Raw genomic sequence first — 26,309 nt, 5'->3', positions numbered from 1 at the left:
CGGGCCGCCCGCCGCACCGCGCGCGGGCGGCCCCTTCCCCTTACCGACTTCCTAGAGGCGGCCATCCGGATGGCCGCAGGGGTGAACTCATGCTTTCAACCAGCACACGCGGAACGGCGCCGGCCGTTCCGCCCTCCACCGGCCAGGACGGCGCGATTCCCGCGCTGCAGGCCAACGGCCTGCAGCCGCTCGCCGGCATGCTGCGCTGGATCGTCGTCGCGGTGCTGACCGTCGCGGTCGCGCTGCCGCTCGGCTTCATCCTGTTCCAGAGCCTGCTGTCCGCCCCGTTCTTCGACGCGAACAAGACGCTCGGCATCGACGGATTCCGCTTCATCTTCACCGACCCGGACTTCTGGTCGGCCGTGAAGAACTCGTTCATCATCGCCGGCGGGATGCTGTTCATCTCGATCCCGCTCGGCGGCATCCTCGCGTTCCTGATGGTCCGCACCGACCTGCCCGGCCGCCGCTGGCTCGAACCGCTGCTGCTCACGCCGGTGTTCGTGTCGCCGATGGTGCTCGCGTTCGGCTACGTGGTCGCCGCCGGCCCGGTCGGTTTCTACTCGGTGTGGTTCAAGGAACTGTTCGGGGTGCAGAACGTGCCCTGGAACGTGTACTCGATCTTCGCGATCACGGTGATCGTCGGCCTCACGCACGTGCCGCACGTGTACCTGTACTCGTCGGCCGCGCTGCGCAACCTCGGCTCGGACGTCGAGGAAGCGGCGCGCGTGACGGGTGCCCGCCCGTTCCGCGTCGCGCTCGACGTGAGCCTGCCGATGACGATGCCCGCGCTGCTGTTCGCCGGCGTGCTCGTGTTCTTCCTCGGCTTCGAGGTGTTCGGGCTGCCGCTCGTGCTCGGCGATCCGGAAGGCCACCTCGTGCTCGCGACCTACCTGTACAAGCTGACCAACAAGCTCGGCGTGCCGTCGTATCACCTGATGGCCGCGGTCGCGGTGTGCATCGTCGCGATCACGTTCCCGCTCGTGCTGCTGCAGCGCCGCCTGCTGAAGACGGCGAACCGCTTCGTCACAGTGAAGGGCAAGGCCGGCCGCTCGACGGTGCTGCCGCTCGGCGTGTGGCGCTGGATCGCGCTCGCGATCGTCGCGCTGTGGCTGATGCTGACCGTGATCGTGCCGATCTCGGGCATCGTGCTGCGCGCGTTCGTGACCAACTGGGGCGAAGGCGTCGCGCTCGCCGAAGTGCTGACGCTGGCGAACTTCATCGAGCTGTTCGAACAGGACAACCTCGTGCGCGCCATCGTCAACACGCTCGGCATCGGCGTGATCGGCGGCGCGCTCGCGATCGGCTTCTACTCGCTCGTCGCGTTCGCCGGCCATCGTCGCAACGACTGGGCGACGAAACTGCTCGACTACCTCGTGCTGCTGCCGCGCGCGGTGCCGGGCCTGCTCGCCGGTCTCGCGTTCCTGTGGATCTTCCTGTTCGTCCCGGGCCTGCGCGAGCTGAAGAACTCGATGTGGAGCATCTGGATCGCGTACACGGTGGTGTGGCTCGCGTACGGGATGCGGCTCATCCAGAGCGCACTGCTGCAGGTCGGCCCGGAACTCGAGGAAGCCGGCCGCAGCGTCGGCGCGACGCGCAGCCGCGTGTCGCTCGACGTGACGCTGCCGCTCGTGCGCTTCGGCCTGCTCGCCGCGTGGCTCCTGATCTTCATGATCTTCGAGCGCGAATACTCGACCGCCGTCTATCTGCTGTCGCCCGGCACCGAAGTGATCGGCGCGCTGCTCGTGTCGCTGTGGGCGACCGGCGCCGTCGACCAGGTCGCCGCGCTCTCTGTCATCAACATCGCGATGGTCGGCGCCGGTCTCGGCGTGGCCCTGCGCTTCGGAGTGAAACTTCATGGATAAGCTCATCGTCGACGACCTGCATCTCAGCTACGGCGCCAACCCGATCCTCAAGGGCGTGTCGTTCGAACTGAAGGCCGGCGAAGTCGTGTGCCTGCTCGGCGCGTCGGGCAGCGGCAAGACCACGCTGCTGCGTGCGGTGGCTGGCCTCGAACAGCCGTCCGACGGGCGCATCCAGCTCGACGACCGCGTGTTCTTCGACGGCGCGCGGCACGTCGACCTGCCCGTCGAACAGCGTTCGCTCGGCCTCGTGTTCCAGTCGTACGCGCTGTGGCCGCATCGCACCGTCGCCGACAACGTCGGCTACGGGCTCAAGCTGCGCCGCGTGGCGCCGGCCGAACAGAAGCGCCGCGTGCAGGCCGCGCTCGACCAGCTCGGCCTCGGCCATCTCGCCGAACGCTTTCCGCACCAGTTGTCGGGCGGCCAGCAGCAGCGTGTCGCGATTGCGCGCGCGCTCGTCTACAACCCGCCGGTGATCCTGCTCGACGAGCCGCTGTCGAACCTCGACGCGAAGCTGCGCGAGGAAGCGCGTGCATGGCTGCGCGAGCTGATCGTGTCGCTCGGGTTGTCGGCGCTCTGCGTGACGCACGACCAGACCGAAGCGATGGCGATGTCCGACCGCATCCTGCTGCTGCGCAACGGGCGCATCGAGCAGGAAGGCACGCCGGCCGAGCTGTACGGCGCGCCGCGCTCGCTGTACACGGCCGAATTCATGGGCAGCAACAACCGCATCGACGCACGCGTCGCGGCCGTCGACGGCGAACGCGTGACGCTCGCCGGCGACGGCTGGGAGCTGCAGGCGCTCGCCCGCGACACGTTCGCGCCGGGCCAGGACGCGCAGGCCGTGATCCGCCTCGAACGCGTACAGGTCGCCGACGGCCCGGGCGCGAACCGGCTGCAGGCCGACCTCGTCACGTCGATGTATCTCGGCGACCGCTGGGAATACCTGTTCCATTGCGGCGAGATGCGCCTGCGCGCGTTCGGCCACGTGCCGCGCGCGGCCGGCACGCACTGGATCGAATTCCCGGCCAACGACTGCTGGGCGTTCGCGAAAGCGGGCTGACCCCAGGCGCGACGGCCTGCGCGCCGCCGCGCCAGCATTCCAGCGCGCATCCCGTTTCGACTCAGGATCGGCGGACGCTTCACGGCGTCCGCCGTGGCGTGCCGCGCGCTGCGTATCCCTGCGAATTCGTTTTACCCCAATCCGTTTCACCTAACCCACAACAAACAAGGAGACACCGTCAATGAAGTCACGCGCAGAACGTTCGATTCGCACTGCTATCCTTACCGGCTCGGCTGCCGTCGCCGGCCTCGCGGCAGGCGCCGCGCACGCGCAGTCGTCGGTCACGATGTACGGGATCATGGATGCCGGCATCGAATATACGAACCATGCGGCGCCGGACGGCGGCAATTCGTTCAAGCTGAAATCCGGCAACAAGAACACGTCGCGCTGGGGCTTGCGCGGCACCGAGGACCTCGGCGGCGGGCTGAAGGCCGTGTTCCGCCTCGAAAGCGGAATCGATCTCGCGAACGGCGCGTCCGACGACGGCCCCGACTCGATCTTCGCGCGCCGCGCGACGGTCGGCCTGAAAGGCAAGTGGGGCGAAGTCTCGCTCGGCCGCAACTTCACCGTCACCTACGACTACATGCTGCCGTTCGACCCGATGGGTTACGCGCAGAACTACTCGTGGGCGACGTCGTCGATGGCGACCGGCGGCCGCAAGGACGGCCTCTTCACGCGTTCGTCGAACGCCGTGCGCTACGACGGCGAATTCGGCGGCTTCAAGTTCGGCGCGCTGTACGGCTTCGGCAACGTGCCGGGCAGCGTGAAGACCAGCTCGAAGTACGACTTCGCGCTCGGTTACGAGACCGGCCCGTTCGCGGCGGTGGTCACGTTCGACCGGCAGAACGGCGCGGCCGACAGCGTCACGCCGGCCGATACCGTCAACTACATCCAGGGCATCCATGCGGGCCTGAGCTACGACTTCGGCAACCTGAAGACGATGGCCGGTTATCGCAACTATCGGCGCACGTATCATACGAGCGCGGCGAACCAGCTGAGCGACATGTATTGGGTCGGTGGGTCGTACCAGTTCACGCCGACGTTCTCGCTGATCGCGGCCGTCTATCACCAGAACATCAAGGGCGGCACGGATGCGGATCCGACGCTGGTGTCGGTGCGGGCGAACTATGCACTGTCGAAGCGCACGGTGCTGTACGCGGCCGGCGCGTTCGCGATCGCGCAACATGGGCAGAAGGTCGGCGTGTCGCGTGATTTCAATGGGTATGGCACCACGCAGGTCGGTGTGACGGCGGGGATTCAGCAGCGGTTCTGACGGCGCGGGCGGAGGCAGGCATCGCCGCCCGCCTCCGCCCTGCGATGCGATGCGAGACGATGCCGATCACGCACCGTCGCGCATCGTGAACACCGGGCGCACGAGACTGTTCGCATCGTTCCAGTGTTCGCCGACCGCCGACAGCGGCACCGCACGCGTCTCGATCGTCAACCGTGCCGGCCCGGCCGAGGCGAACACGCCGCGCACGGCGGCGAGCAGCCCCGCCGGCGACACGCTGCCGAGGCCGCTGCCCATCAGTTCGATCGCCGTCGCCCGCAGCACGGCCCCCGGCAACAGCACGTCCGCACCGCCCATCGAGCCGATCTGCACGAAGCGCAGCCGCCGGCCGTCGGGCGCCGCCCTCGCAGCCGTGATCAGCAACGCGTGCGCGCTGGCGCCCCACAGATAGTCGAGCACCACGTCCACCCCGGCGCGGAAATGCGGTTCGAGCGCACGCGCCAGATGCGCATCGTCCTGCTGCAGCGACACGACGGCGTCCGCGCCGGCACTCCGCAATGCCTCCAGCGCAACCGCGTTGCGGCCCGTCGCAATCACTTTCGCTGCGCCGAGATGCCTGGCGATCCGCACCGCGAGCCGGCCCGACGTTCCCGTCGCACCGTTGACGAGCACCGTCTCGCCCGCGACGAAGCACGCGCGTTCGATCAGCGCCGCCCACGACGACATCCCGGGAATCGCGATCGCCGCGGCCGTGACGTCGTCGAGCCCGTCCGGCAGCGGCACGCACTGGGCGTCGGGCACGATCGTGCGCTCGGCCATCGTGCCGAATGGCGCGGGGGCGCCGAAAATATAGACGCGCTGCCCGTCGTCGAGCCGGCCCACGCCGTCGACGCCGACGACGAACGGATAGCCGCTTCCCGACGAATAATGCGTGCCCGACGCGCGCCCCTGCGCGAGCCGGCTCAACGCGGATGCCCTCATGACGACCGGATGGTGGCCCGGCATCGCGTGCGGCACGTCGAATTCCATATAGACGGGGCTTTCGCCCGCGCCCTTCACGACTGCGGCTTTCATGCTGTCTCCTTGAAACGGCGTGCTCGATCGACTGTTCGAGCGGGCATCATTGCGCGGCGAGCCACGCACGCAGCGCGGGATCGCGGACTTCCAGCACGTCGAACAGGCCGAGCGCGCGCAGCGCGGGCAATGCATCGATCGTGTCGGCTTCCGCGCGCGAGCGGTCCGCGGGTGCCGTGTGCGGATCGGTCAGCACACGCGCGTTGGCCAGGAACGCGCCGACGGTGCCCTTGCGGATCGTCGTTCCGCCGGCCTCGATTCGGTCGGCGTGGTCGGGGAGAAGGTGTTCGGCTCGCATCGTGCAGTCCTCCAGTGGTGGTCGATGAGGCAGTGTAGGCGTGCAACACGGGCCGATCTCCGGTATAAAAGCCATTCGATACCGAAATCCAGCCATGTCCGATCCGTTGCTGCCCGCCCACCTCGTCGCGTCCGACGACGGCCCGTTCGTCGTCGCCGCCGTGCTGACGCAGCGCGACCCGCGCGTGACCCCGGCGCACACGCATCCGCGCGGCCAGCTGGTCGGCGCGCAGAGCGGGCTGGTGACGATCGGCCTCGACGATCAGGAGTGGGTCGTGCCGGCGATCCATGCAATCTGGATTCCGCCGCATTGCCGGCATTCGCTGCGCTCGTTCGGGCCTATTTCCGGCTGGTCGGCGTTCGTCGCCGAAGCGCGCTGCGCGGCATTGCCCGACACGCCACGCGCGATCCGCACGACGCCGTTGCTGCGCGAAGCCGTGCAGCGCGCGGCCAGCTGGGGGAGTTCGGAACTGGGTGCCGGGCAGACGCGGATCGCCGACGTGATCCTCGATGAAATCGTGTCGTCGAAGGTCGAAGCGCTGGGACTGGTCCGCCCGCAGGACGCGCGGCTGATGAAGATCACCGATGCGCTTGCGATGGATCTCGCGGACAACCGGCGGCTGGAGGAATGGGCCGACTGGGCCGGCATCGGCGCGCGAACGATGAGCCGACGCTTCGTCGCCGAGACGGGGCTGACGTTCGCGCAATGGCGTCAGCAGGCAAGGCTGCTGCGGGCGCTGGAGAAAATCGCCGACGGCGTGCCGGTCACGACGATCGCGCTCGATCTCGGCTACGACAACGTGAGCGCATTCATCGACATGTTCCGGCGGGCGATGGGGACGACGCCGGGAAAGTATGGGGAAGCGGGACGGCGAGCGGGTTAAGGGACCCTATGCTTGAATGAAGCGCACCCACCGTGTGCGACAGGCAGGCAGGTATTCAACATGCGACGACCTGCCGTTCTCGTGCGAAGCGGCGCGCGCCGCGCTCATTGCAAGTGACGCGCGGCGTCGAGCATCGCGTCGGCCAGCTCGCCGCTGCGTCGTCAATACGTCCCGTCGCCCATCTTCACGGCCTCGCCCTTCCCCTTGAACCGCGCCGCCAGCGCCTGCGCACTCCTCGCCAGCAGCGTCGTATCGACGCCTACCGCGACGAACAGCGCCCCCGCTTCCAGATACCGCCGCGCCGCCGCCTCATCCGCGCTCAGAATGCCCGGCGCGTTGCCGGCCGCCTTGATCGTGCGGATCGCACCGTCGATCGCGGCCTGCACGTCCGGGTGCCCCGGATTGCCGAGATGCCCGAGATCGGCCGCCAGGTCGGCCGGCCCGATGAACACGCCGTCCACGCCTTCGACCCGCGCAATCGCATCGATCGCATCGAGCCCCGCGCGTGTCTCGACCTGCACGAGCACGGCCATCTCGTCGTTCGCGCGGTGCAGGTAATCGCCGACGCGATTCCACCGCGACGCGCGCGCGAGCGCACTGCCGACCCCGCGAATCCCGTGCGGCGGATAACGCGTCGCGGCCACCGCCGCGCGCGCTTCGTCCGCGCTCTGCACCATCGGCACGAGCAGCGTCTGTGCGCCGAGATCGAGCACCTGCTTGACGATCACCGGATCATTCCACGGCACGCGCACGACCGGATGCGACGGATACGGCGCGATCGCCTGCAACTGCGCGAGGATCGTCGGCACCGTATTCGGCGCATGCTCGCCGTCGATCAGCAGCCAGTCGAAACCGGCGCCCGCGACGACTTCGGCGCTGTACGGATTCGCGAGGCCGAGCCACAGCCCGAGCTGCGCGTCGCCGCGCGCGAGCGCGGCCTTGAAGACATTGGACGGAATCTGCATCGCTCGCTCACCTCACTCGAAGTAGCACTGGATCGTTCCGAGCGGGCCATAGTCGACGCTGAACGTGTCGCCCTGGCGCGCCGCGCACGGCCGCGTGAACGAGCCGCCGAGCACGATCTGCCCCGGTTCCAGCGCGACGCCGAATCGCGACAACCGATTCGCCAGCCACGCGACGCCATTGGCCGGATGGTTCAGCACGCCGGCCGCGACGCCCGTTTCCTCGACCACGCCGTTGCGCGACATGATCGCCGCGACCCAGCGCAGGTCGACGTCCTGCGGCCGCACGGGCCGCCCGCCGATCACGACGCCCGCGTTCGCCGCGTTGTCGGCGATCGTGTCGAACACCTTGCGCGGCCGCTTCGTATCGGGATCGATCGACTGGCTGCGCGCATCGATGATCTCGAGCGCCGGCACCACGTAGTCGACCGCGTCATACACGTCGAAGATCGTGCAGTTCGGGCCCGTGAGCCGCTTGCCGAGCACGAACGCGAGCTCGACCTCGACGCGCGGCACGATGAAGCGCCCGGTCGGGATCGTGCCGCCGTCGTCGAAGAACATGTCGTCGAGCAGCGCGCCGTAATCGGGCTCGTCGATCTGCGACGTGTTCTGCATCGCCTTCGATGTGAGGCCGATCTTGTGCCCCTTGAGCGTGCGTCCTTCCGCGAGCTTCAGGGCCACCCACGCGCGCTGGATCGCATACGCGTCGTCGATCGTGATGTCGGGATGGTCGAGCGAGATCTGGCGGATCTGCGTGCGCTCGCGCTCCGCGTCGTTCAGACGCCGTGCGAGCTGGTCGATGATGGCGGGTTCGAGCATGGTCGGATCGGGAATGGGTTCAGCCGGCCCGCTTGTAGCGGGCGTGAATGTTGTTGTGCTTGTACGAGCCGCTTTCGCTGAACTCGGTCAGCTCCATCGACAGCGCCAGATAGCGCTTCGCGTACAGCTCCGAGAAATGCGCCTTGATCGCGTCGAACAGCGCGTCGCACGCAGCCTTCTTGGTCTCGTCGCTGCGGCCCGAGCCGATCTTCAGCGTCACGTGGACGAACGCGTCGTCCCCGGTGCCATCGGCGACGCAGTAATCCTGCAGCTCGATCGCGCGCGAGCGGATGCCGCCCGTCGGGAACACGCCGCCCTGCGCGATCAGCGTTGCATTGATCGTGCGCAGCAGCGTGGGGATGCGCGCGTCGTCGCGGATGTTCGCGGTGTATTCGACGACGATGTGTGGCATGGCAACGCTCCGGAAAGGTGATGCGGCGCTCAGGCGAGCGGGAAGATCGCGTTGATCTGCCCGGTGCCCGAGCTCGCGAAATAGTCGGTGACGATCTCGACGGGCTTGTCGTAGCGATCCCAGCCGAGCAGGCCGAGCAGCATCGCCGTGTCGTGCATGCCGCCTTCGCCGTGGCAATGCACGTTGTACTCGGGCAGCATCGCGCAGAAGGTCTTGAAATCGCCCTGCTTCCACAGCTCCACCACCCGCAGGTCGACCTGCCGGAAGAATTCGCGGCTGATCTGGTGGATCGACTCCTCGGGGCTGCCGTTGTCGTTGAAGCGATGCGACAACGAGCCGCTCGCGAGGAACGCGACGTTCGAATCGCTCTTCTCGATCGCTTCGAGCAGTGCCTCGCCGAAGCGGCGGCTCTCGTCGAGCTGATGCCACATGCACCAGCCGGCGATCGACACGACCTTGAAGTGCTGGTCGGCGTTCATGTAGCGCATCGGCACGAGCGTGCCGTATTCGAGTTCGAGGCTGTCGATCTCGTGCGCGCGCGTCGCGATCCCGCGCGCGCTGGCCGTCTCGGCGATCAGGCGGCCGAGCGCCGGATTACCCGGATACGCGTACTGCATGTCGCGGATGAAATGCGGCAGCTCGTTGCTGGTATAGGTGCCCGCGAACTTCGCATTGCAGTTCACGTGGTAGCCGGCGTTGACGAGCCAGTGCACGTCCGACACGACGATCGTGTCGACGCCGAGCGCGCGGCAGCGCTCGCCGATCAGCCGATGACCGCGGATCGCCGCGTCGCGGCAGCCGTGATGTTTGCCGGGCAGTTCCGACAGGTACATCGACGGCACGTGCGTGATCTTCGCGGCGAGGGACAGTTTGCCCATCGTTGAGTCTCCGTATCGTTCGTTCTAGCGGCGCAACGACCCGCGCCGTTACACGCCCCAGCGGGGAATGTGATGCGAACCCATCGAGATGCACACGTTCTTGATTTCCGCGAACACCTCGAAGCTGTACTCGCCGCCCTCGCGTCCGGTGCCCGACTCCTTCACGCCGCCGAACGGCTGGCGCAGGTCGCGCACGTTCTGGCTGTTCACGAACACCATCCCGGCCTCGATGCCGCGCGCGAGACGATGCACCTTGCCGACGTCCTGGGTCCAGATGTACGACGCGAGCCCGTAGGCGGTATCGTTCGCGAGCCGCAGCCCTTCTTCTTCGTCGTCGAACGGGATCAGGCACGCGACCGGCCCGAAGATCTCTTCCTGCGCGATGCGCATCCGGTTGTCGACGTCCGCGAACACGGTCGGCCGCACGAAGTTGCCGTTGCGCAGATGGCCCGCAAGGCCCGCCGGCTTGTCCGCGCCGCCCGCGACCACGCGTGCGCCCTCCTGCTCGCCGATCCGGATGTAGCCGGTCACCTTCTCCCAGTGCTGGCGGGTGATCATCGCGCCGAGCTGCGTGGCCGGATCGGACGGGTCGCCAACCACCAGATTGTTCGCGCGCCGCGCGAATTCCTGCACGAAACGATCGTAGATCGTTCGCTGTACGAAGATCCGCGAGCCAGCAGTACAACGCTCACCGTTGATCGAGAAGATCGTGAACAGCGACGCGTCGAGCGCGCGGTCGAAATCGGCATCGTCGAAGATCAGCACCGGCGACTTGCCGCCGAGCTCCATCGAATACTTCTTCAGGCCCGCGCGTTCCATGATCCGCTTGCCCGTGACCGTGCCGCCCGTGAATGACACCGCGCGCACGTCCGGATGGCGCACCAGCGCATCGCCGGCGGTCGCGCCGTAACCCTGCACGACGTTCAGCACACCCGGCGGAATGCCGGCTTCGAGCGCGAGCCGGCCGAGCTGGTCGGCCGTCAACGGCGACAGCTCCGACATCTTCAGCACGGCCGTGTTGCCGAGCGCGAGACACGGCGCCGTCTTCCACGTCGCGGTCATGAACGGCACGTTCCACGGCGACACCAGCGCGCACACACCGACCGGCTGGTACAGCGTGTAGTTCAGCATCTGGTCGTCGACCGGATAGGTACGGCCGTTCATCTGCACACACACTTCCGCGAAGAAGTTGAAGTTCTCGGATGCGCGCGGAATCAGCTGCTTGCTCGTCTGCGCGATCGGCAGGCCGGTGTCCTGCGTCTCGAGCGCGGCGAGCATCGGCACGTTCTTCTCGATCAGCTCGCCGAGCTTGCGCATCAGCTTCGCACGCTCCTTCGCGGGCGTGTTCGCCCACTTCGGGAACGCTGCCTTCGCCGCGCGCACGGCCGCGTCGACTTCGGCCTCGCCGGCCGACGCGACGTCGGTGATCACGTCGCCCGTCGCGGGGTTCAGCGTCGTGAAGGTCTCGCGGCTCTCGACTTCGCGGCCGTCGATCCAGTGCTTGATGGTCATGTGCTCTCCTTGGGCGACGGGCTCAGCCGGCGCGATAGTAGTCTGCTTCGCCGACGATCGTGTTCACGAGCCGGCCGATCCCTTCGATTTCCGTCACGACCTCGTCGCCCGGCTTCGTGTCCGCGAGCCCTTCCGGCGTGCCGGTCAGGATCAGGTCGCCCGGCGAGAGCGTCATGAAGCCGCTGATGTGCTCGATCAGCGCGGGCACATCGAAGATCATGTCGCGCGTGCTGCCGCGCTGCGTCTCCTGGCCGTTTACCGTCGTGCGCAGCATCAGGTCGCCCGCATCGCCGATCTCGTCGCGGCTGACGAACCACGGGCCGAGCGGCGTGCAGGTGTCGCGGTTCTTCACGCGCAGGTTCGGGCGGTAGTAGTTCTCGAGATAGTCGCGGATCGCGTAGTCGTTCGCGACCGTGTAGCCGGCGACGTGGTCGATCGCCTGCGCACGGCTCACGTTGCGCGCCGGACGGCCGATCACGACGGCCAGTTCGCACTCGTAGTGCATGTGCGTCGCATCCGCCGGGCGCACGGTGCGCGACCGGTGGCCGATGAACGTGTTCGGCCCCTTCAGGAAGATCAGCGGCTCGCTCGGCGCCTTGAACGCGAGTTCCTTCGCGTGGTCCGCGTAATTCAGACCGAGCGCGAACGTCGTGCGCGGCGCGACGGGCGGCAGCCACGTCACGTCGTCCTCGGCCAGCACGCGCCCCGTGTCGAGCCGGATCGCGCCGTCGCTGGCCGGCTCGGCCGCATGCAGTGCGCCGTTGTAGATCACGCGTGCCGTCTTCATCGTGCGTCCTCCGCAATCAGCGTATGCCGCAACGTGCCGATGCCCGCGGCCGTAATCTCGATCGTGCTGCCCGCGCGGGCGCGCGGTGCACCGCCCGCGACGCCGAGCAGCAGCACGTCGCCCGCGTCGAACGACATGAAGGCCGTCACGTCGGCGATCAGTTCGCGCACCGGGCGAATCAGCGTGGCCGTCGACGCGGACACCGCAGTGTCGCCGTCGATCCGCACGGTCAGGCCGATCGCGTCGACATCGGCAAGCACCGCCGCCGGCACGATCATGGGACCCAGCGGGCAAAAGCCGTCGCGGCACTTGAAGCGCACGGCGGGACGGTAGTAGTCGGGATGCGGCACCGACACGTCGCTCGCGAGCGTGAAACCGTGCACGTAGTCGAGCGCCTGCCCGACCGGCACGCGCGTCGCGCGCCGCGAGAACACGACGGCCACCGACGCACCGATCTCCAGCGCATCGACACCGGCCGGCACCACGACGGCCGCGCCGTCCGCTGCGTGCGTGTTGGCCGGCTTGATATACAGGATCGGCGCCTGGGGCGGGCGGCCGTAAGGCGGCGCGTGCACGGCGTCGCCGAGCGCGTCGAGTGCCGCGCGCTCGTTGAGCAGCGCGCCGTAGACGGTACCGATGGCGACCGGCAGCGGCGGCGCCGCGGCGGTCCTGCAAGACAGCTCCATGCGTCATTCCCCTGCCGCGCGTCGCGGCGCATCGTCAATACTTAACATCTTAAGTAAACAATCGTGCGCTGACAACCTCGATTACCCTGATTCACGAAATTCGTCACCATCGGCTGTTAAGATTGATGCGTCCCCGTCCATTCCCCACCCCGATGAACCGTACGCTCGACCATCGCAACCTGGCCATGCTGCTGCTCGAGGCTCGCGAAACGCTGATGGGCCTGTTCCGCCCCATTCTCAAGGAATTCGCGCTGACCGAACAGCAATGGCGGATCATCCGCGTGCTCGACGGCGAGCCGGCGCATGCGCTCGAAGCGGGACAGATCGCGCGCCGCTGCTGCATCCTGAGCCCGAGTCTGACGGGCGTGCTGGAACGGATGGAACGCGACGGCCTGATTACGCGCACGCGCGCGCAGGAGGATCAGCGCCGGCTGCTGGTGAGCCTGACGCCGCAAAGCAGGAAACTGGTGACCGAAATCGGTCCGCGCATCGACGAGCAGTACCGTCAGCTCGAAGCGCGTTTCGGCCAGGACGGCCTCGACGACGTCTACCGTGCGCTCGATCGGCTGATCGAGCTCGGCAACGCGTCGTAGCGCCTGCCGTCACCGGGCCGCGGCCAGCGGCGGCGAACCTGAACCGGCAGGCCCGGGATCGCGCGGGCGGTCAGTGCAGCGCGCCGCGCATCAGCTCGGTCACCGCGACGCCGCGCGACGTGCGCATGCATTCCTCGACGTAATCGATGAACGGCAGCGGCTCGAAATCGATTTCGTCGCGCACGCGGCGGTTGTCGAACACGCGATCGACCGTCGCGAATTCCGCGCAACGCTGCAACGCCCGGCCGATCACGCGCTCGAGCGCCGGATCGGGCCGCCCGAGCACGTCACGCACCACGAGCGGCAGTTCGGCCGGCGCGCAAGCGGCGTAGCGCGGCGCGCCCGTCATGCCCGCCGCTTCGTCCATCGCGCGCACGATCTGCGCGACCTGCGGCGCCTCGTCGCCGGCCGACACGTGGTACACGTCGTGCATCAGCGTCGGTTTCACGGCCAGCAGCATCGTCGCACGCGCGACGTCGTCGACCGACACGATGTCGATGCGCGTCATCGGCCGCGCGGTGAAGCGGCGCGCCGCGTGCGCGACGCGGAACATCCAGAATGAATTCGGCGCGGGACGCGTGCCGAGCACCGTGTGACCGACGACGTGCGACGGACGCACGACGACGAGCGGCAGCCCGAGTTCGCGCAGGCGCTGTTCCGTTTCCGCCTTCGCGTGCAGGTAGTCCGCCGCGAGCACCGCGCCGGGCAGCCCGTCGCTGCCCTGCACCGCGCCACTCGCCGCCAAGCCCGTCGCGTCCTCATGCACGATCCCGCCGCGGCCCGCGTGCGCATACGCCGTGCCGACATACACGAAACGCTGCAGCCGCGGCGTGTGCGCAAAGTGAGCGGCGAAGCCCAGCGAGTCGGCGATGTCCGCCTGCAGGTGCGCGCCGTCGGCCGGCGATGCATGGCCCGCGCAGTGGATCACGTGCGTCGCGCCGGCGAGACGCGGCGCGTCGGCGCCCTGCCAGACGTCGCCGAGCGCGCCGACGACCACGTTCGCGTCGCCCAGACGCGACGCCCAGTACGGCGCGAGCCCCGCGCGCAGCGCCGCTTCACGCAGACGCGCGACCGCATGGCCGCGATTCTCGGCGCGCACGACACACACGATCCGTTCGAGCAATCCTGCGTTGACGAGCGCCGTCAGCACGGTGCTGCCAATGAAGCCGGTGGCGCCGGTGAGCACCAGGTGTCCGACGTTGGCCGCCGCGACCGGTGCGCTGGCCGGCGACACGAGGCTCGTGCGCCAGTTGAGCGACAACGCGGTTTTCCAGATCAGCACGATAGTCTCCTTCGAAGAGTCGGCCGGACAACGCGGCTGCCCCGGATGGCGAGGTCGCACGCGGCGCTCGGCCGGGCCGGGGCCGACGCTCGCCCCGGCAGTCCCGATCGCGCTGCGGTCCGCGATCGCGTCGATCGCGTCTCGTGGCGCGGGATCGGGAAACGCCAAGTGTGGGGCCCGATCGCTCGCAAGTCTGTCCCGAAAGTTTCGTGAAAGTGTGTGGATTTGTACGCGAATGTCGGAGTGTGTCGTGCCGGCTGGCTGTCGAATCGTTCAAACGTCCGGTCGGTCGGCGTTCGGCGTTCGCGTTCGGCGGGCTTGTGCGGACGAGCGGCCGGGGTGCCCTTCGGATCATCGCTTCGGTGCGACCCTTCGACTCGGACTTCCCCCGAGTCATCGCATGTCCGGGGGCGCGATCGCGCGGTCACGGCGCCCCGCATCGCACTGCCGCCTCCGTGTGCACGCGGCGTCGGATCGCGAGGAATCGTCAGACGTCGTTCCATCTGCAAACGCCAATAAAATTAATCGGGATTTATTGAGGATTATCACTTGCGTTTCACCGCAGTCTATCTAGACTGGTCAAACCCAAACGGTCAAATGTGTCTTTTTCTTCAGGAGACGATCCAATGCGCCTCACTATTCGCATTAACGGCAGCGAATCGGCAACCCGACACGCGTTCGCAGTGCTGTGGGTCGATACCGACGAGGGGCTGTGGTCGCGCGAGGCACACCAGGGCATCGATCTTCCGACCTGGGGCAAGATTCGGGACGTAGAGGGTGCCATGGCCCTCTGCCCGGCCGACGGCGGGAAAGCGGTGTGCCAATTGAAGGGCCTGTCTTCCAATGCGACGCAGCGCGAGCAGGGGCCCGCGGTGCTCGCCGGCGAGCACCCTGACGGCGCGTGGCGTCTGCAGGCGGTCGATCGCTCCACGGCGGAGTCGGAAAACCACGAATTTACTTCCGTCGCGCGCTAGGTATTGCTGACGGCATTCCTCTGCGGTTTTGGGGTTTATTCCAGTTTCCGCGATATTCATTTCGATATTCAGAAATAAAGTCGCCTCGCTTCGAGGCGATTTTTATTTTCCGGCCTCGAAAATAATCGGGGCCGGGTTAATCAAATGGTCCGCCCCGATTTCGTCGGGCGCCGCGCCGCCCTTCCAGCCTCCCTCCCGCTTTTCTCCGCTCGCCCCAGCCTACCGTCGCCCCTCTTTTACGGGGCCGAAACATACTTTCCCCACACAATGTTTACTCATTTATTACAATCGCATTATTCAGACTGACTTGCCGCCGTCCCGGCGGCCCGACCCGGCCCTTGCATGAGCGTGAAAAAGAAGACCCACCCTGCCGATCCGTACGCCGCCGCGACCAAGCATCCGATGCTCGCGTCGCGCCTGCCCATGTGGCGCTCGAAACTGGTCGTGATCATGGTGTCCCTCGGATTCGCCGCGCTGATCGGGCGTGCGTTCTGGGTGCAGGTCGCGAACCAGGATTTCTATGTCGGCCAAGGCCAGAAGCGCTACCAGCGCACGATCGAGCTCGACGCGATGCGCGGGCGCATCGTCGATCGCAACGGCGCGATGCTCGCGGTCAGCCTGTCGACCTATGAAATCTGGGCGAACCCGAAACAGGTCGCCGAAATCGACTATCCGCAGATCGCCAAGCTGCTCGACATGCCGCTCGCGGAAGTCAAACGCCGCCTGCGCAACGACCGTACGTTCGTGCTGCTGAAGCGGCAGATCGACGCCGATACCGCGAGCCGGCTCGACAAGCTCGCGATAGACGGCATCACGCAAATCGCCGATTCGAAGCGCTTCTATCCGGAAGGCGAGTCGGCCGCGCACGTGGTCGGCTTCACCAACGTCGAGGACAAGGGCCAGGAAGGCGTCGAACTCGCGGCGAATGCGCGGCTGTCGGGTACGTCCGGGCAGCGCGAGGTGATCCGCGACCGGCTCGGGCGCATCGTGTCCGACACGCGCCCGCTCGTCCCCGCGCAGCACGGCGCGACGATCGAACTGACGATCGACCGGCGCATCCAGCAGCTCGCGTACAGCCAGCTCAAGGCCGCGGTGCTCGAGAACAACGCGGTGGCCGGCAGCGTCGTCGTGCTCGACGCGCAGAACGGCGAAATCCTCGCACTCTCGAACTACCCGACCTTCGATCCGAACGATCGCTTCCGGCTCACCGGCCAGCAGCTGCGCAACCGCGCGGTGATCGACACGTTCGAGCCCGGCTCGACGATCAAGCCGCTCGTCGTCGCGCTGTCGATCGACGAGCGCAAGGTCACGCCGAACACGATCATCAACACGTCGCCCGGCACCTACAAGATCGGCCCGGCCGTGATCCACGACACGTCGAACCACGGCTCGCTGACCGTCTCGCAGGCGCTGCAGAAGTCGAGCAACGTCGCGCTCGCCAAGCTGGCGCTGAACCTGCCTGCCGAAACGATCTGGAACAAGTACCAGGAATACGGGATCGGCCGCGCGCCGGAGCTGACGTTCCCCGGCGTCGCCTCGGGCCGCCTGCGCGGCTACAAGCGCTGGCGGCCGATCGAGCAGGCGACGATGGCGTACGGCTACGGGCTGTCGATGTCGCTGCTGCAGATCGCGCAGACCTACACCGCCTATGCGGGCGACGGCACGCTGCACCCGGTGTCGCTGCTGAAGAGCGGCACCGACCCGCTGACGATGGACGCCCGTCGCGGGCACCGCGTGACGTCGCCGCAAACCGCGGCGGCGATCCGCTCGATGCTCGAGTCGGCGGTCGGCGAAGGCGGCACGGGGCGCCGCGCGCGCGTCGACGGCTACCGGATCGGCGGCAAGACAGGCACGGCGCGCAAGCAGGTCGGCGCGACCTATGCGAAGGGCAAGTACCGCGCACTGTTCGCGGGGATGGCGCCGATGAGCAACCCGCGCCTGATCGTCGCGGTGATGATCGACGAGCCGCGCGGCAAGGGCTACTACGGCGGCACGGTGGCCGGCCCGGTGTTCTCGTCGATCACGAGCGGCGCGCTGCAGTTGCTCGGCGTGCCGCCCGATGCGCCGGTCGAGCCGACGCCGAATGCGCCGGCCAAGGGCGCGGCCCCGCAGAAGCCAGGCGCGGCGCCGAAGGCCGCGGTGCAACCGAAGACGGCGACCGCGCAGAAGGCGGCGACGCTGGTGAAGACGGCCGCGCAATCCGGCGCGATCGTACAGGCGAAGGCGGCAGGCTGAAACCCATCGCGTGATACCGGGCGCGGCTGCCGGCGAATGCGTCCGCTATTCGCCGCGTCGAATGCCGCTCATGCCCCCTTTCGCCGTCCCGACGGCCGGCGCAGTCACGACAGCCGGCGCGATCCCGCTGGCCGCGCGAACGCGGCCGGGCGGGTGGCAGGGTCGTCGAATACGCGTATGCGCAACCGTCAGTGCGCAGCCGCCACGGGCTTGACCATCCGGCCGAGCACATGCTCGGTCATCCCGCGCGCGAGTTCGCTCTCGCCCATGAACACGGTGCCGACGCCCTCGCTCGACAGCAAGTCGGCCTCGTCGCCGCTGTTCGTGCACAGCACGACCTCCAGCGTCGGATTCAGCGTGCGCGAGATCTCGACGATCTGCCGCACGTCGAATACATCCGGCAGCGTGACGACCAGCATCCCGGCACGCGCGATATGCGCCTGCACGAGCACGACCGGCTCGATCGCGTCGCCCGACACGGCCGCGACGCCGTCCCCGCGCAGCTTCTCGACGAGTTCGCGATTCTGCTCGACGACGACATAGGCGATCCCGCGCTCGTCCAGCGCGTGCGCGATGCGCGTGCCGACCTTGCCGTAGCCGACGATCACGACCTGACCGGTCAGGTGCGTCTGCGGCGTCGACATCGGCAGCGCGGCGAGCGGATCGTCGCGTGCCTCGAGCTTGCGCGCGAACGCCGAATGCTTGCGAATCCAGGCGAGCGCCGGATCGATCATCGCGAACAGCAGCGTGTTCATCGCGATCGAGATCAGCGCGACCGCGAGAATCAGGCTCTGCCCCTCGGCCGACAGCAAACCGAGCGCCCGGCCGAGACCCGCGAGGATGAACGAGAACTCGCCGATCTGCGCGAGGCCCGCGCCGACCGTCAGCGCGGTGTTCAGCGGATAACGGAACGCAATCACGAGCGCGACCGCCGCGAGCGTCTTGCCGATCAGCACGATCGCCGCGACCTCGATCACGTGCAGCGGCTCGGTGAGCAGCACCTTCGGGTCGAACAGCATCCCGACCGAAATGAAGAACAGCACCGAGAACGCGTCGCGCAGCGGCAGCGTCTCGTCGGCCGCGCGCCGGCTGAATTCCGATTCGCGCATCATCATCCCGGCGAAAAACGCGCCGAGCGCGAACGACACGTCGAACAGCTTCGCCGCGCCGAACGCGATGCCGACCGCCGCCGCGATCATGCACAGCGTGAACAGCTCGCGCGAACCGGTGCGCGCGACGAGCCACAGGATGCGCGGGAACACGCGCTTGCCGACCACGAGCATCAGCACGATGAACGCGGCGACCTTCAGCATCGTGACGCCGAGCGTGCCCCACACGCTGCCGCCGGCCGCGTGCGCGTCGCCGGGCGGCGTGCCGCCGAGCAACCCCGCGACGGGCGGAAGCAGCACGAGCACGAGCACCATCACGAGATCCTCGACGACGAGCCAGCCGACCGCGATGCGTCCGTTGACCGTCTCGACGAGCCCGCGCCCTTCCAGCGCGCGCAACAGCACGACCGTGCTCGCGACCGACAGCGCGAGCCCGAACACGAGCGCCGCGCCGAGGCTCCAGCCCCAGGTGAGCGCAAGCCCGCCGCCGAGCAGCGTCGCGACGGTAATCTGGACGACTGCCCCCGGCAGCGCGATCTTGCGCACCGCGAGCAAATCGCCGAGCGAGAAATGCAGGCCGACACCGAACATCAGCAGCATCACGCCGACTTCGGCAAGCTGCTGCGCGAGCGACAGGTCGCCGACGAAACCGGGCGTGCCGGGGCCGATCACGATACCGGCGAGCAGATAGCCGACGAGCGGCGGCATTTTCAGCAGCGACGCGAGGTAACCGAAGATCATCGCGAGACCGAAACCGGCCGCAAGCAACGCAATCAGGCTGACGTCATGAGGCATCCCCCCTCCCAGGTTCTTGTAACGATTTAGTAAGGTTCAAGAATGAAAGGATAAGGGATGAGGCGGAAGAATGGCGCGCCGCCGCGAAATTTTCACGCGGCGGCGCGCCATTGCGGGGTACAACCCCGGTCGGACGGAACGCGTCCCGTGCGCCGGCCGGCGCCGCGAGACGGATCGATCGGGCGGGGCCGGCTGCGCCGCCGCCCGCGTCAGCGGGATGCCTGCGGGAACCGCGCGCCCGGCGGCGGTTCCGGTCGTGTCGACGGCACGCTCTTGCGCACCTTCGCGACCTGCGCGGCCGTGATCGCCGCGCCCGTATTGCCCCAGCTCGTGCGCACGAAGTTCGACACGTCCGCGACTTCCTGGTCCGACAGGCGCCAGCCGAACGGCGGCATCGTGAACGTCGACGGCGCGGTGCGCGTCCCCGCGAGTGCGCTGCCTTCCAGCACGACGTGGATCAGCGAGGTCGGATCCTCGCCCTGCACGACCGGGTTGCCGGCGAGCGCCGGGAACACGCGCGTGTAGCCGTGGCCGTCGCTGCGGTGGCAGGCCATGCAGTTGTCGCGATAGACAGCCGCACCCGGCTTGCTCGCGTCGCCGCCCTGCAGCGCCTTCGCGGCGGCCGCGTCGTACACGTGCGGCTGCTCGCCCTGCACGCGCGGCGGCAGCGTCTTCAGGTAGCGTGCGATCGCGGTCAGGTCGTCGTCGGTCATGTGCTGCATGCTATGGCCGACCACGTCCGTCATCCCGCCGAACGCGGCCGTGCGCAGCGTGCGGCCGGTCTTCAGGAACTGCACGATCTCGGTTTCGGTCCACGCGCCGAGCCCGGTGCGCGGCTCGCCGCGCAGGCTCGTCGGCACCCAGCCGTCGATCGCCGCGCCGCCGGCCAGGAAGTCGAGGCCGCCCGCATCGGTCAGCGCGCGCTCCTGCATCGTCACCGCGCGCGGCGTGTGGCACGCGCCGCAATGGCCGAGCCCCTCCACGAGATACGCGCCGCGCGCGATCACCGGATTGGTATACGGCGTCGCATCGAACGGCTTCGGTGTCGGCGCGAACAGCTTGCGCCAGAACGTCAGCGGCCAGCGCATCGACAGCGGCCACACGATGTCGACCGCGCGGTTCTCATGCTCGACCGGCGCCACGCCGTGCATGAAGTACGCGTAGAGCGCCTTCACGTCGTCGTCGCTCAGGCGCGCGTAGGACGGGAACGGCATCGCCGGGTACATCGTGTCGCCGTTCTTGCGGACGCCCTCGCGCACCGCGCGGGTGAAGTCCTCGAGCGTCCAGCCGCCGAGGCCCGTCTTCGGGTCCGGCGTGATGTTGGTCGAATAGATCGCGCCGATCGGCGTGTCGAACTTCAGGCCGCCCGCGAACGGCTTGCCGCCGCTCGCCGTGTGGCACGCGATACAGTCGCCGGCGCGGGCCAGGTATTCGCCGCGCTTGACGAGGTTCGCGTCGGCCGACTGCGCGGCCGGTGCCGCTGCCGGGCCCGAAGCCGGCGCCGCCGGTTGCGCGAGGGCCGACCCGCCGGCGAGACCGAGCGCCGCCCAGGCCGTGCCGATCGCCAGTGCGCGCCGCAGCGGGGACATGCCGCGCGCGGCGTTGTAATGGTTCACTGTCCTCTTCATACGGTCACCAGCGGGGCGGGATTTTTCAGGTATTGCTCGCGGATCGCGCGTGCCGACCAGTAGGCCAGCGCGGCGATGATCCCGGTCGGGTTGTAGCCGATGCCCTGCGGCAGCGCCGACGCGCCCATCACGAACACGTTGTGCACGTCCCAGCACTGCAGGTAGCGGTTCAGCACGCTCGTCTTCGGATCGGTGCCCATGATCGCGCCGCCGACCAGGTGGGTCGTCTGATACGCGCGCGAATCGAAATGCTTGCCGAACTCGCGCGTCGACACGCCGATCGCCTTCGGCCCCATCGCCTCCGCGATCTTCTTCATCTGCCCGGTCACGTACTGCGCCATCCTGATGTCGTTGTCCTTCCAGTCGAAGGTCATCCGCAAGAGCGGCTGGCCGTACGAATCGCGATAGGTCGGATCGAGGTCGAGGTACACGTCGCGGTACGACATGTTCGTGCCGTGCGCATCCATCGAGATCGTGTGCGCGTAGTTGTCCTTGACCGCCTTCTTCCACGCCGAGCCCCACTGCGGCGTGCCGGGCGGCGTCGCGATGCCGCTGATCGGCTTCACGCCCGCCTGGTTCACCCACAGCGGCGAGCCGCCGACGAAGCCGAGCGGGCCATGGTCGAAGTTGTCCGCGTTGAAGTCGTCCACCGCGACGCCGTTGCCGCCCGCGCCGATGAACGGGTTCGTGTAGGTGTCCTTGTCGAAGAATGCCTTGATCGTCGACAGGTTCTGGTACGCGAAATTGCGGCCGACCACGCCTTCGCCCGAGATCGGGTCGTACGGCTTGCCGATGCCCGACAGCAGCAGCAGGTGCACGTTGTGATACTGGAACGCGGCGACGATCACGAGATCGGCCGGCTGATGCACTTCACGACCGGCCGGGTCGACATAGGTGACGCCCGTGGCGCGCTTCTTCGTGTCGTCCAGGTCCACGCGCAGCACGTGGCACTTCGAGCGCAATTCGAAGTTCGGCACCTGCTTCAGCGCGGGCAGGATGTTCAGGTTCGGCGACGCCTTCGAGTACATGTAGCACGCGTAGCCGCTGCAGTAGCCGCAGAAGTTGCACGGCCCCATCTGCACGCCGTACGGGTTCGTGTACGGCCCCGACGTGTTCGCCGACGGCAGCCGGTACGGATGCAGCCCGAGCGATTTCGCCGCGTCGGAGAAGCGCTGCGCCGAATAGGTGTTGAGCTGCGCGGGCAGCGGGAAGTTGTCGCTGCGGTTCGCCTCGAACACGTTGCCGTCGCCGACCACCTTGCCGCCGACCTTGTACGCCTGCCCCGACGTGCCGAACACCTTCTCCGCGAAGTCGAAATACGGCTCGAGCTCGTCGTAGCTGACGCCCGTATCCTGGATCGTCATGCCTTCCGGGATGAACTTCTTGCCGTAGCGCTCTTCGTAGTGGCTGCGCAGGCGCAGTTCCTCCGGCGTGATCCGGAAGTGCACGCCCGACCAGTGCAGCCCCGCGCCGCCGACGCCCTCGCCCGGCAGGAACGCGGCGAGCTGCCGGTACGGCAGTGCGGTGTCCTGCACGCCGTGGCGGATCGAGACGGTCGTCTTCGACAGATCGAGGAACAGCTTCTTGCGAACGTTGTAGGTCAGCTCGTCGATCGTGTTCGGATACGCGCCGTCCGGATAGGTGTCGCGATACTCGCCGCGCTCGAGCGCGACGACGTTCAGGCCCGCTTCGGTCAGTTCCTTCGCGAGAATCGCGCCGGTCCAGCCGAAGCCGACAATCACCGCATCGACGTGCGGCTTCTTTTCTGCGGCCATCAGCTGCGCTCCCCGTTGATCGAAACCGGGCCGTACGGATACGGCTTGCCGTTCTGGTTGACGAAATCCATGAAGTCGGCGCGCGCGCCCGGAAAACCGATCATCTTCCACGCGGCCATGTCGTGATTGCCGCCATGCACCGGATCGCAGAAGAAACCTTCGCGCGTGTTCTGCAGCAACTGGCCGAAGAACACGGTGGACGGCACGTCGTCGATCTGCGCGCCGCCCTTCTCCAGTGCGCCGAGCACGGTGTCGCGGGTCGGTGCGTCGAGGTCGGCGAACGTCTTGCCGTGCGCCTTCTCGCAATAGCGGTTGACCGCCGCGATGCCGAGCCGGTAGATGTCGCGCGGCACGAGCTTGAGCTGATAGCCGAGCTCGGGCACGCCCTGCTGGAACGGCCCCTGCATGTACCACGTCGCGCCGTGCGCGTACGGGGTTTCCATCTGGCGGTCGATGAATTCGGGCACGCCGGTTTCGAGGGCGCCGGGCCCTTCGGCGTCGGCCGGGATCAGCCGGTCGACGGCGGCCTGGACGAACGCCCACTCCTTCGCATCGAAGAAAGTCGGCTTGTACGGCGCGCGTTCGGCGCCAGCCGACGCGGTGGACGCATTGCCGGCCGTGGTCGCGGACGACGACGAGCGCAGGTCGCAACCGGCGACCGACGCGATCGGCACGAGCGCGACCGACGTGCGCAGGAAACGGCGACGCGAATTGGGTTTGTCGGGTGGCGTGGACATGGTCGGATGTTGATCGTTGGGGAGCGTGGTTCGGGGACGCGCATTCCGCGCGCGCCATGCCCGACCGGTAGCCATGCCGCACGCGGCCGGCCATCCTGTTCCTGCTGTGTTGCGAACACTCTCGATGCGGGCGCCGGCCGCGCATTGCGTGACGGCGCCATCATGCAGCCGCGGGCGCGCCGGTTCGGGCGCGCCACGCGGGTCGACCTCTTCGCGGGCCTTATCGTCGGACAAATGCCGGGCTTCTCACGTCATTTACCCGCCATCGCCATGGCCTTGGTTCAACTTAGACGCCGCGCCGGCCGACGGCAAGCGCAACGTGCACGACCCTCATTTGGGGCCTGGCGACGAGTGCCGCGAATTATAAATGGAACCGGTTCCATTTCCAAAGGGTTAGATGCAATTCATTGCATCGAAAATCGCAATAATTGAAAAATGCGGAAGCCGGAATACGCAAGAGCCGCAGCCCGATCATGTCGTTGCTTGCGGGAATGGCCGGACGCAGGCGCGGGTTTCGCCCGGTCGGCGCAGGTCGTTTTCAGGAGTAACGCCCCGATCGGTGCTTTCGTGGAGGCGCTGCGACGCGCGTTATGGGTTCGCTCGCTGCAAGATGGCCGCCCCGATCGGCCCGGCGCTCACCACGGCCACAGCATCGATGCGATCGACAACGCGAGCGCCGCGCAAAGCGGCGAGTAACAGAGGCTGTCCATCCGCGCGAAACGCGACCCGCGGATTCGCTTGAAGAAGCCGACGTAGCGGAAATCGCCGACCGCGCGCACCGCGAAGATCAATGCGAGCGCAACGACCGCGAACGCGATCGCGCCCGGATACAGGTTCGGCCACAGCCAGCCCGCGCGCGATGCCACCGCGCATGCACCGGCCAGCAACGCCGCCGCGACGGCGAGCGTGCCGGGCGCGCTCGGCCGCAGCAGCGGGACGCCGTCCTGTTCCGGAATGGCCGCCCGCTTGCCGAGCCTTCCGCCGAACGCCCAGTAGAGGTGAACCAGTGCGATCGCGCAAAGCGTCGGCACGCTGAAATACGCGCCCGTCATGTCGGTAAGGTTCCTTGCTTCATCGTGTCGTTGTGTCGCGTGATCCAGCCGGAAGGATTCCGGCACGCAGCCCCGCTCCGCGGCACACAAGACGATACCCAAACCGCGTGCCGCGCGCATTGCGACGTCCGGTCGCAATGCGCCACGCCGCGTGCTGCGGTGCAGTGCGCGCACCGTCGCGGCGGGCCGCCGCTTGACTTCCCTCGGGGCACCACTACCCTTTTATTCCAATACGGCAATCGGACCGTGCATGCGCACTCGTCGCACACGTGCCGTTCGCCGGCACGCACGGTCGGACGATCGCAGCGCGCTCGGGCACGACAACAATGACGAATACCCAAGGAGACGACTCATGCTGATCGGTGTGCCGAAAGAGATCAAGAACCATGAATACCGCGTCGGCCTCACGCCGGCCGGCGCGCGTGAACTCACGCGGCATGGCCACCACGTGCTCGTGCAGCGCGGCGCGGGCACCGCGATCGGCCTGCTCGACGACGACTACACGGCCGCCGGTGCGGCGCTGTGCGATGACGCGCGCGACCTCTTCGCGCGCGCCGACATGATCATCAAGGTCAAGGAACCGCAGGCCGCCGAGTGCGCCATGCTGCGGCGCGGGCAAATCCTTTATACGTATCTGCATCTCGCGCCCGATCCCGAGCAGGCTGCCGCGCTCGTGAAGTCCGGCGCGGTCTGCATCGCGTACGAAACCGTGACGGGCCCGGGCGGCGGGCTGCCGCTGCTCGCGCCGATGAGCGAGGTCGCGGGACGCATGTCGATCCAGGTCGCGGCGACGCACCTCGAAAGCCCGCGCGGCGGCCGCGGCGTGCTGCTGGCCGGCGTGCCAGGCGTGCCGGCCGCGCACGTCGTGGTGCTCGGCGCGGGCGTGGTGGGCACCGGTGCGCTGCAGATGGCGGTCGGCCTCGGCGCACGCGTCACCGTGCTCGACACCAACGTGGGCCGGCTGCGCCAGCTCGACCTGATCTTCGCGAACCGGATCGCGACCGTCTGCTCGAACGCGCATACGATCGACGAAGCCGTGCGCGACGCCGACGTCGTGATCGGCGCGGTGCTCGTGCCGGGCGCGTCGGCGCCGCGGCTCGTCACGCGCGACATGATCGCGACGATGCGCACGGGCGCCGTCGTCGTCGACGTCGCGATCGACCAGGGCGGCTGCTTCGAGACATCGCACGCCACGACGCATGCGCAGCCGACCTTCGTCGTCGACGGCGTCGTGCACTACTGCGTCGCGAACATGCCGGGCGCGGTCGCGCGCACGTCGACGTTCGCGCTGAACAATGCGACGCTCGGCCATGCGCTCGCGCTCGCCGACAAAGGCTGGAAACGCGCGATGACCGACGACCCGTATCTGCGCGCGGGGCTGAACGTGTGCGACGGCCACGTCACGTACGAGGCCGTCGCGCTCGCGCTCGGCCTGCCGTACGTCCCGGCGGAAGACGTGCTGGCCTGAGCCTGGCGCGCCGTCACGCGCCCTTCGGGCGGTCGCGCTTCGACGTGCCGCCCGCGCTGCCCGCACCGCCCATCGTGCGCGCCAGCAGCGGCCGCAGTTGCGCGAGCGTGCGCGTGTTGAGCACGTCGTGCCGCGTGAGCCAGCCGCGCCGCGCCTGTCCGACACCGTATCCGAGGTTGTCGAGATCGTCCGCGCAA

23 protein-coding genes and 1 pseudogene are annotated in these 26,309 nt (G+C 68.0%); 8 read left to right on the top strand and 16 right to left on the bottom strand.

Annotated elements, in window-relative coordinates; all coding sequences use genetic code 11:
* The first annotated feature begins 89 nt into the window (after positions 1-89).
* The 3 genes from F3J14_RS19555 to F3J14_RS19545 all read left to right on the top strand — a co-directional run bounded on the left by F3J14_RS19555 (position 90) and on the right by F3J14_RS19545 (position 4,195).
* On the top strand, positions 90-1,862 hold the full coding sequence (locus F3J14_RS19555; RefSeq protein WP_166724416.1) for an iron ABC transporter permease: 1,773 nt from the start codon (positions 90-92) through the stop codon (positions 1,860-1,862).
* Positions 1,855-2,922 (top strand): ABC transporter ATP-binding protein, encoded by a 1,068-nt coding sequence (locus F3J14_RS19550; protein WP_105785132.1) that lies wholly within the window; start codon positions 1,855-1,857, stop codon positions 2,920-2,922. The genes F3J14_RS19555 and F3J14_RS19550 overlap by 8 nt, the downstream gene beginning before the upstream one ends.
* A 181-nt stretch (positions 2,923-3,103) precedes the next feature.
* Entirely contained in the window at positions 3,104-4,195 is a 1,092-nt protein-coding gene (locus F3J14_RS19545) for a porin (protein ID WP_166724415.1), read from the top strand.
* 66 nt (positions 4,196-4,261) lie between these two features.
* Here F3J14_RS19545 and F3J14_RS19540 read toward each other — a convergent pair whose 3' ends face one another.
* The gene (locus tag F3J14_RS19540) at positions 4,262-5,227 is read right to left on the bottom strand and encodes a zinc-binding alcohol dehydrogenase family protein (protein WP_166724414.1); all 966 of its coding nucleotides are present in this window, start codon (positions 5,225-5,227) and stop codon (positions 4,262-4,264) included.
* Positions 5,228-5,273: 46 nt separating this feature from the next.
* The gene (locus F3J14_RS19535; protein ID WP_166724413.1) at positions 5,274-5,525 is read right to left on the bottom strand and encodes a hypothetical protein; all 252 of its coding nucleotides are present in this window, start codon (positions 5,523-5,525) and stop codon (positions 5,274-5,276) included.
* A 94-nt stretch (positions 5,526-5,619) separates the two neighbouring features.
* Between F3J14_RS19535 and F3J14_RS19530 the strand changes: the two genes are divergently transcribed.
* Entirely contained in the window at positions 5,620-6,408 is a 789-nt protein-coding gene (locus F3J14_RS19530) for a helix-turn-helix transcriptional regulator (RefSeq protein WP_166724412.1), read from the top strand.
* A gap of 161 nt (positions 6,409-6,569) precedes the next feature.
* On the opposite strand, the gene hpaI is transcribed toward F3J14_RS19530, so the two are convergent.
* The 7 genes from hpaI to F3J14_RS19495 are packed head-to-tail and all read right to left on the bottom strand — an operon-like array spanning position 6,570 to position 12,464.
* Positions 6,570-7,373, bottom strand: coding sequence for a 4-hydroxy-2-oxoheptanedioate aldolase (hpaI, locus tag F3J14_RS19525; RefSeq protein ID WP_166724411.1), 804 nt, complete (start codon positions 7,371-7,373; stop codon positions 6,570-6,572).
* 12 nt (positions 7,374-7,385) lie between these two features.
* Complete coding sequence (hpaH, locus tag F3J14_RS19520; protein ID WP_166724410.1) at positions 7,386-8,189, bottom strand: 2-oxo-hept-4-ene-1,7-dioate hydratase; 804 nt, start codon at positions 8,187-8,189, stop codon at positions 7,386-7,388.
* Between the two features lie 19 nt (positions 8,190-8,208).
* Positions 8,209-8,601, bottom strand: coding sequence for a 5-carboxymethyl-2-hydroxymuconate Delta-isomerase (locus F3J14_RS19515; RefSeq protein WP_166724409.1), 393 nt, complete (start codon positions 8,599-8,601; stop codon positions 8,209-8,211).
* Positions 8,602-8,630: 29 nt separating this feature from the next.
* Positions 8,631-9,479 (bottom strand): 3,4-dihydroxyphenylacetate 2,3-dioxygenase, encoded by an 849-nt coding sequence (gene hpaD, locus F3J14_RS19510; RefSeq protein WP_166724408.1) that lies wholly within the window; start codon positions 9,477-9,479, stop codon positions 8,631-8,633.
* A gap of 48 nt (positions 9,480-9,527) precedes the next feature.
* On the bottom strand, positions 9,528-10,991 hold the full coding sequence (gene hpaE / locus F3J14_RS19505; RefSeq protein WP_166724407.1) for a 5-carboxymethyl-2-hydroxymuconate semialdehyde dehydrogenase: 1,464 nt from the start codon (positions 10,989-10,991) through the stop codon (positions 9,528-9,530).
* Positions 10,992-11,013: 22 nt separating this feature from the next.
* Positions 11,014-11,778: a fumarylacetoacetate hydrolase family protein gene (locus F3J14_RS19500; protein ID WP_166724406.1), complete on the bottom strand. Its 765-nt coding sequence runs from the start codon at positions 11,776-11,778 to the stop codon at positions 11,014-11,016.
* The gene (locus tag F3J14_RS19495; RefSeq protein WP_166724405.1) at positions 11,775-12,464 is read right to left on the bottom strand and encodes a fumarylacetoacetate hydrolase family protein; all 690 of its coding nucleotides are present in this window, start codon (positions 12,462-12,464) and stop codon (positions 11,775-11,777) included. Before F3J14_RS19495 ends, F3J14_RS19500 begins: the two co-directional genes overlap by 4 nt.
* A gap of 152 nt (positions 12,465-12,616) precedes the next feature.
* Here F3J14_RS19495 and hpaR point away from each other — a divergent pair, with 152 nt between their 5' ends.
* Entirely contained in the window at positions 12,617-13,057 is a 441-nt protein-coding gene (gene hpaR, locus F3J14_RS19490) for a homoprotocatechuate degradation operon regulator HpaR (RefSeq protein WP_006754041.1), read from the top strand.
* A gap of 70 nt (positions 13,058-13,127) precedes the next feature.
* On the opposite strand, the gene F3J14_RS19485 is transcribed toward hpaR, so the two are convergent.
* The gene (locus F3J14_RS19485; protein ID WP_166724404.1) at positions 13,128-14,339 is read right to left on the bottom strand and encodes an SDR family oxidoreductase; all 1,212 of its coding nucleotides are present in this window, start codon (positions 14,337-14,339) and stop codon (positions 13,128-13,130) included.
* A gap of 626 nt (positions 14,340-14,965) precedes the next feature.
* Here F3J14_RS19485 and F3J14_RS19480 point away from each other — a divergent pair.
* Positions 14,966-15,313, top strand: a complete 348-nt coding sequence (locus F3J14_RS19480; protein ID WP_166724403.1) for a DUF3564 family protein — start codon at positions 14,966-14,968, stop codon at positions 15,311-15,313.
* A gap of 342 nt (positions 15,314-15,655) precedes the next feature.
* Positions 15,656-17,548, top strand: coding sequence for a penicillin-binding protein 2 (locus tag F3J14_RS19475; protein ID WP_166724402.1), 1,893 nt, complete (start codon positions 15,656-15,658; stop codon positions 17,546-17,548).
* 188 nt (positions 17,549-17,736) lie between these two features.
* Here the strand turns inward: F3J14_RS19475 and F3J14_RS19470 are convergent, their stop codons facing one another.
* The 5 genes from F3J14_RS19470 to F3J14_RS19450 all read right to left on the bottom strand — a co-directional run bounded on the left by F3J14_RS19470 (position 17,737) and on the right by F3J14_RS19450 (position 24,644).
* The gene (locus tag F3J14_RS19470; protein ID WP_166724401.1) at positions 17,737-19,452 is read right to left on the bottom strand and encodes a cation:proton antiporter; all 1,716 of its coding nucleotides are present in this window, start codon (positions 19,450-19,452) and stop codon (positions 17,737-17,739) included.
* A gap of 209 nt (positions 19,453-19,661) precedes the next feature.
* Positions 19,662-21,080 (bottom strand): cytochrome c, encoded by a 1,419-nt coding sequence (locus F3J14_RS19465; protein ID WP_166724400.1) that lies wholly within the window; start codon positions 21,078-21,080, stop codon positions 19,662-19,664.
* On the bottom strand, positions 21,077-22,855 hold the full coding sequence (locus F3J14_RS19460) for a GMC family oxidoreductase (RefSeq protein ID WP_011658664.1): 1,779 nt from the start codon (positions 22,853-22,855) through the stop codon (positions 21,077-21,079). The genes F3J14_RS19465 and F3J14_RS19460 overlap by 4 nt, the downstream gene beginning before the upstream one ends.
* A complete protein-coding gene (locus F3J14_RS19455; protein ID WP_166724399.1) occupies positions 22,855-23,592 on the bottom strand; it encodes a gluconate 2-dehydrogenase subunit 3 family protein in 738 nt (245 codons plus the stop codon). The genes F3J14_RS19460 and F3J14_RS19455 overlap by 1 nt, the downstream gene beginning before the upstream one ends.
* A 635-nt stretch (positions 23,593-24,227) precedes the next feature.
* Entirely contained in the window at positions 24,228-24,644 is a 417-nt protein-coding gene (locus F3J14_RS19450) for a DUF3995 domain-containing protein (RefSeq protein ID WP_166724398.1), read from the bottom strand.
* A gap of 352 nt (positions 24,645-24,996) precedes the next feature.
* On the opposite strand from F3J14_RS19450, the gene ald reads away from it, so the two are divergent.
* Positions 24,997-26,112 carry an alanine dehydrogenase gene (gene ald, locus F3J14_RS19445; RefSeq protein WP_166724397.1) on the top strand — a complete coding sequence of 372 codons (1,116 nt, stop codon included), beginning with the start codon at positions 24,997-24,999 and terminating at the stop codon, positions 26,110-26,112.
* 13 nt (positions 26,113-26,125) lie between these two features.
* Here ald and F3J14_RS19440 read toward each other — a convergent pair.
* Positions 26,126-26,309: pseudogene (locus tag F3J14_RS19440) on the bottom strand (DNA polymerase/3'-5' exonuclease PolX); the annotation flags it as partial.

Origin of the sequence: Burkholderia sp. Tr-862, from assembly GCF_011753085.1 — a bacterium.
Taxonomy (GTDB): domain Bacteria; phylum Pseudomonadota; class Gammaproteobacteria; order Burkholderiales; family Burkholderiaceae; genus Burkholderia; species Burkholderia ambifaria.
This window is presented reverse-complemented; position numbering and strand designations above follow the sequence as displayed.

Excerpts from the sequence above, each read along its gene's own strand:
- F3J14_RS19555 (WP_166724416.1), top strand. The coding sequence starts at position 90 with ATGCTTTCAACCAGCACACGCGGAACGGCGCCGGCCGTTCCGCCCTCC.
- F3J14_RS19550 (WP_105785132.1), top strand. The coding sequence starts at position 1,855 with ATGGATAAGCTCATCGTCGACGACCTGCATCTCAGCTACGGCGCCAAC.
- F3J14_RS19545 (WP_166724415.1), top strand. The coding sequence starts at position 3,104 with ATGAAGTCACGCGCAGAACGTTCGATTCGCACTGCTATCCTTACCGGC.
- F3J14_RS19540 (WP_166724414.1), bottom strand. The coding sequence starts at position 5,227 with ATGAAAGCCGCAGTCGTGAAGGGCGCGGGCGAAAGCCCCGTCTATATG.
- F3J14_RS19535 (WP_166724413.1), bottom strand. The coding sequence starts at position 5,525 with ATGCGAGCCGAACACCTTCTCCCCGACCACGCCGACCGAATCGAGGCC.
- F3J14_RS19530 (WP_166724412.1), top strand. The coding sequence starts at position 5,620 with ATGTCCGATCCGTTGCTGCCCGCCCACCTCGTCGCGTCCGACGACGGC.
- hpaI (WP_166724411.1), bottom strand. The coding sequence starts at position 7,373 with ATGCAGATTCCGTCCAATGTCTTCAAGGCCGCGCTCGCGCGCGGCGAC.
- hpaH (WP_166724410.1), bottom strand. The coding sequence starts at position 8,189 with ATGCTCGAACCCGCCATCATCGACCAGCTCGCACGGCGTCTGAACGAC.
- F3J14_RS19515 (WP_166724409.1), bottom strand. The coding sequence starts at position 8,601 with ATGCCACACATCGTCGTCGAATACACCGCGAACATCCGCGACGACGCG.
- hpaD (WP_166724408.1), bottom strand. The coding sequence starts at position 9,479 with ATGGGCAAACTGTCCCTCGCCGCGAAGATCACGCACGTGCCGTCGATG.
- hpaE (WP_166724407.1), bottom strand. The coding sequence starts at position 10,991 with ATGACCATCAAGCACTGGATCGACGGCCGCGAAGTCGAGAGCCGCGAG.
- F3J14_RS19500 (WP_166724406.1), bottom strand. The coding sequence starts at position 11,778 with ATGAAGACGGCACGCGTGATCTACAACGGCGCACTGCATGCGGCCGAG.
- F3J14_RS19495 (WP_166724405.1), bottom strand. The coding sequence starts at position 12,464 with ATGGAGCTGTCTTGCAGGACCGCCGCGGCGCCGCCGCTGCCGGTCGCC.
- hpaR (WP_006754041.1), top strand. The coding sequence starts at position 12,617 with ATGAACCGTACGCTCGACCATCGCAACCTGGCCATGCTGCTGCTCGAG.
- F3J14_RS19480 (WP_166724403.1), top strand. The coding sequence starts at position 14,966 with ATGCGCCTCACTATTCGCATTAACGGCAGCGAATCGGCAACCCGACAC.
- F3J14_RS19475 (WP_166724402.1), top strand. The coding sequence starts at position 15,656 with ATGAGCGTGAAAAAGAAGACCCACCCTGCCGATCCGTACGCCGCCGCG.
- F3J14_RS19470 (WP_166724401.1), bottom strand. The coding sequence starts at position 19,452 with ATGCCTCATGACGTCAGCCTGATTGCGTTGCTTGCGGCCGGTTTCGGT.
- F3J14_RS19465 (WP_166724400.1), bottom strand. The coding sequence starts at position 21,080 with ATGAAGAGGACAGTGAACCATTACAACGCCGCGCGCGGCATGTCCCCG.
- F3J14_RS19460 (WP_011658664.1), bottom strand. The coding sequence starts at position 22,855 with ATGGCCGCAGAAAAGAAGCCGCACGTCGATGCGGTGATTGTCGGCTTC.
- F3J14_RS19455 (WP_166724399.1), bottom strand. The coding sequence starts at position 23,592 with ATGTCCACGCCACCCGACAAACCCAATTCGCGTCGCCGTTTCCTGCGC.
- F3J14_RS19450 (WP_166724398.1), bottom strand. The coding sequence starts at position 24,644 with ATGACGGGCGCGTATTTCAGCGTGCCGACGCTTTGCGCGATCGCACTG.
- ald (WP_166724397.1), top strand. The coding sequence starts at position 24,997 with ATGCTGATCGGTGTGCCGAAAGAGATCAAGAACCATGAATACCGCGTC.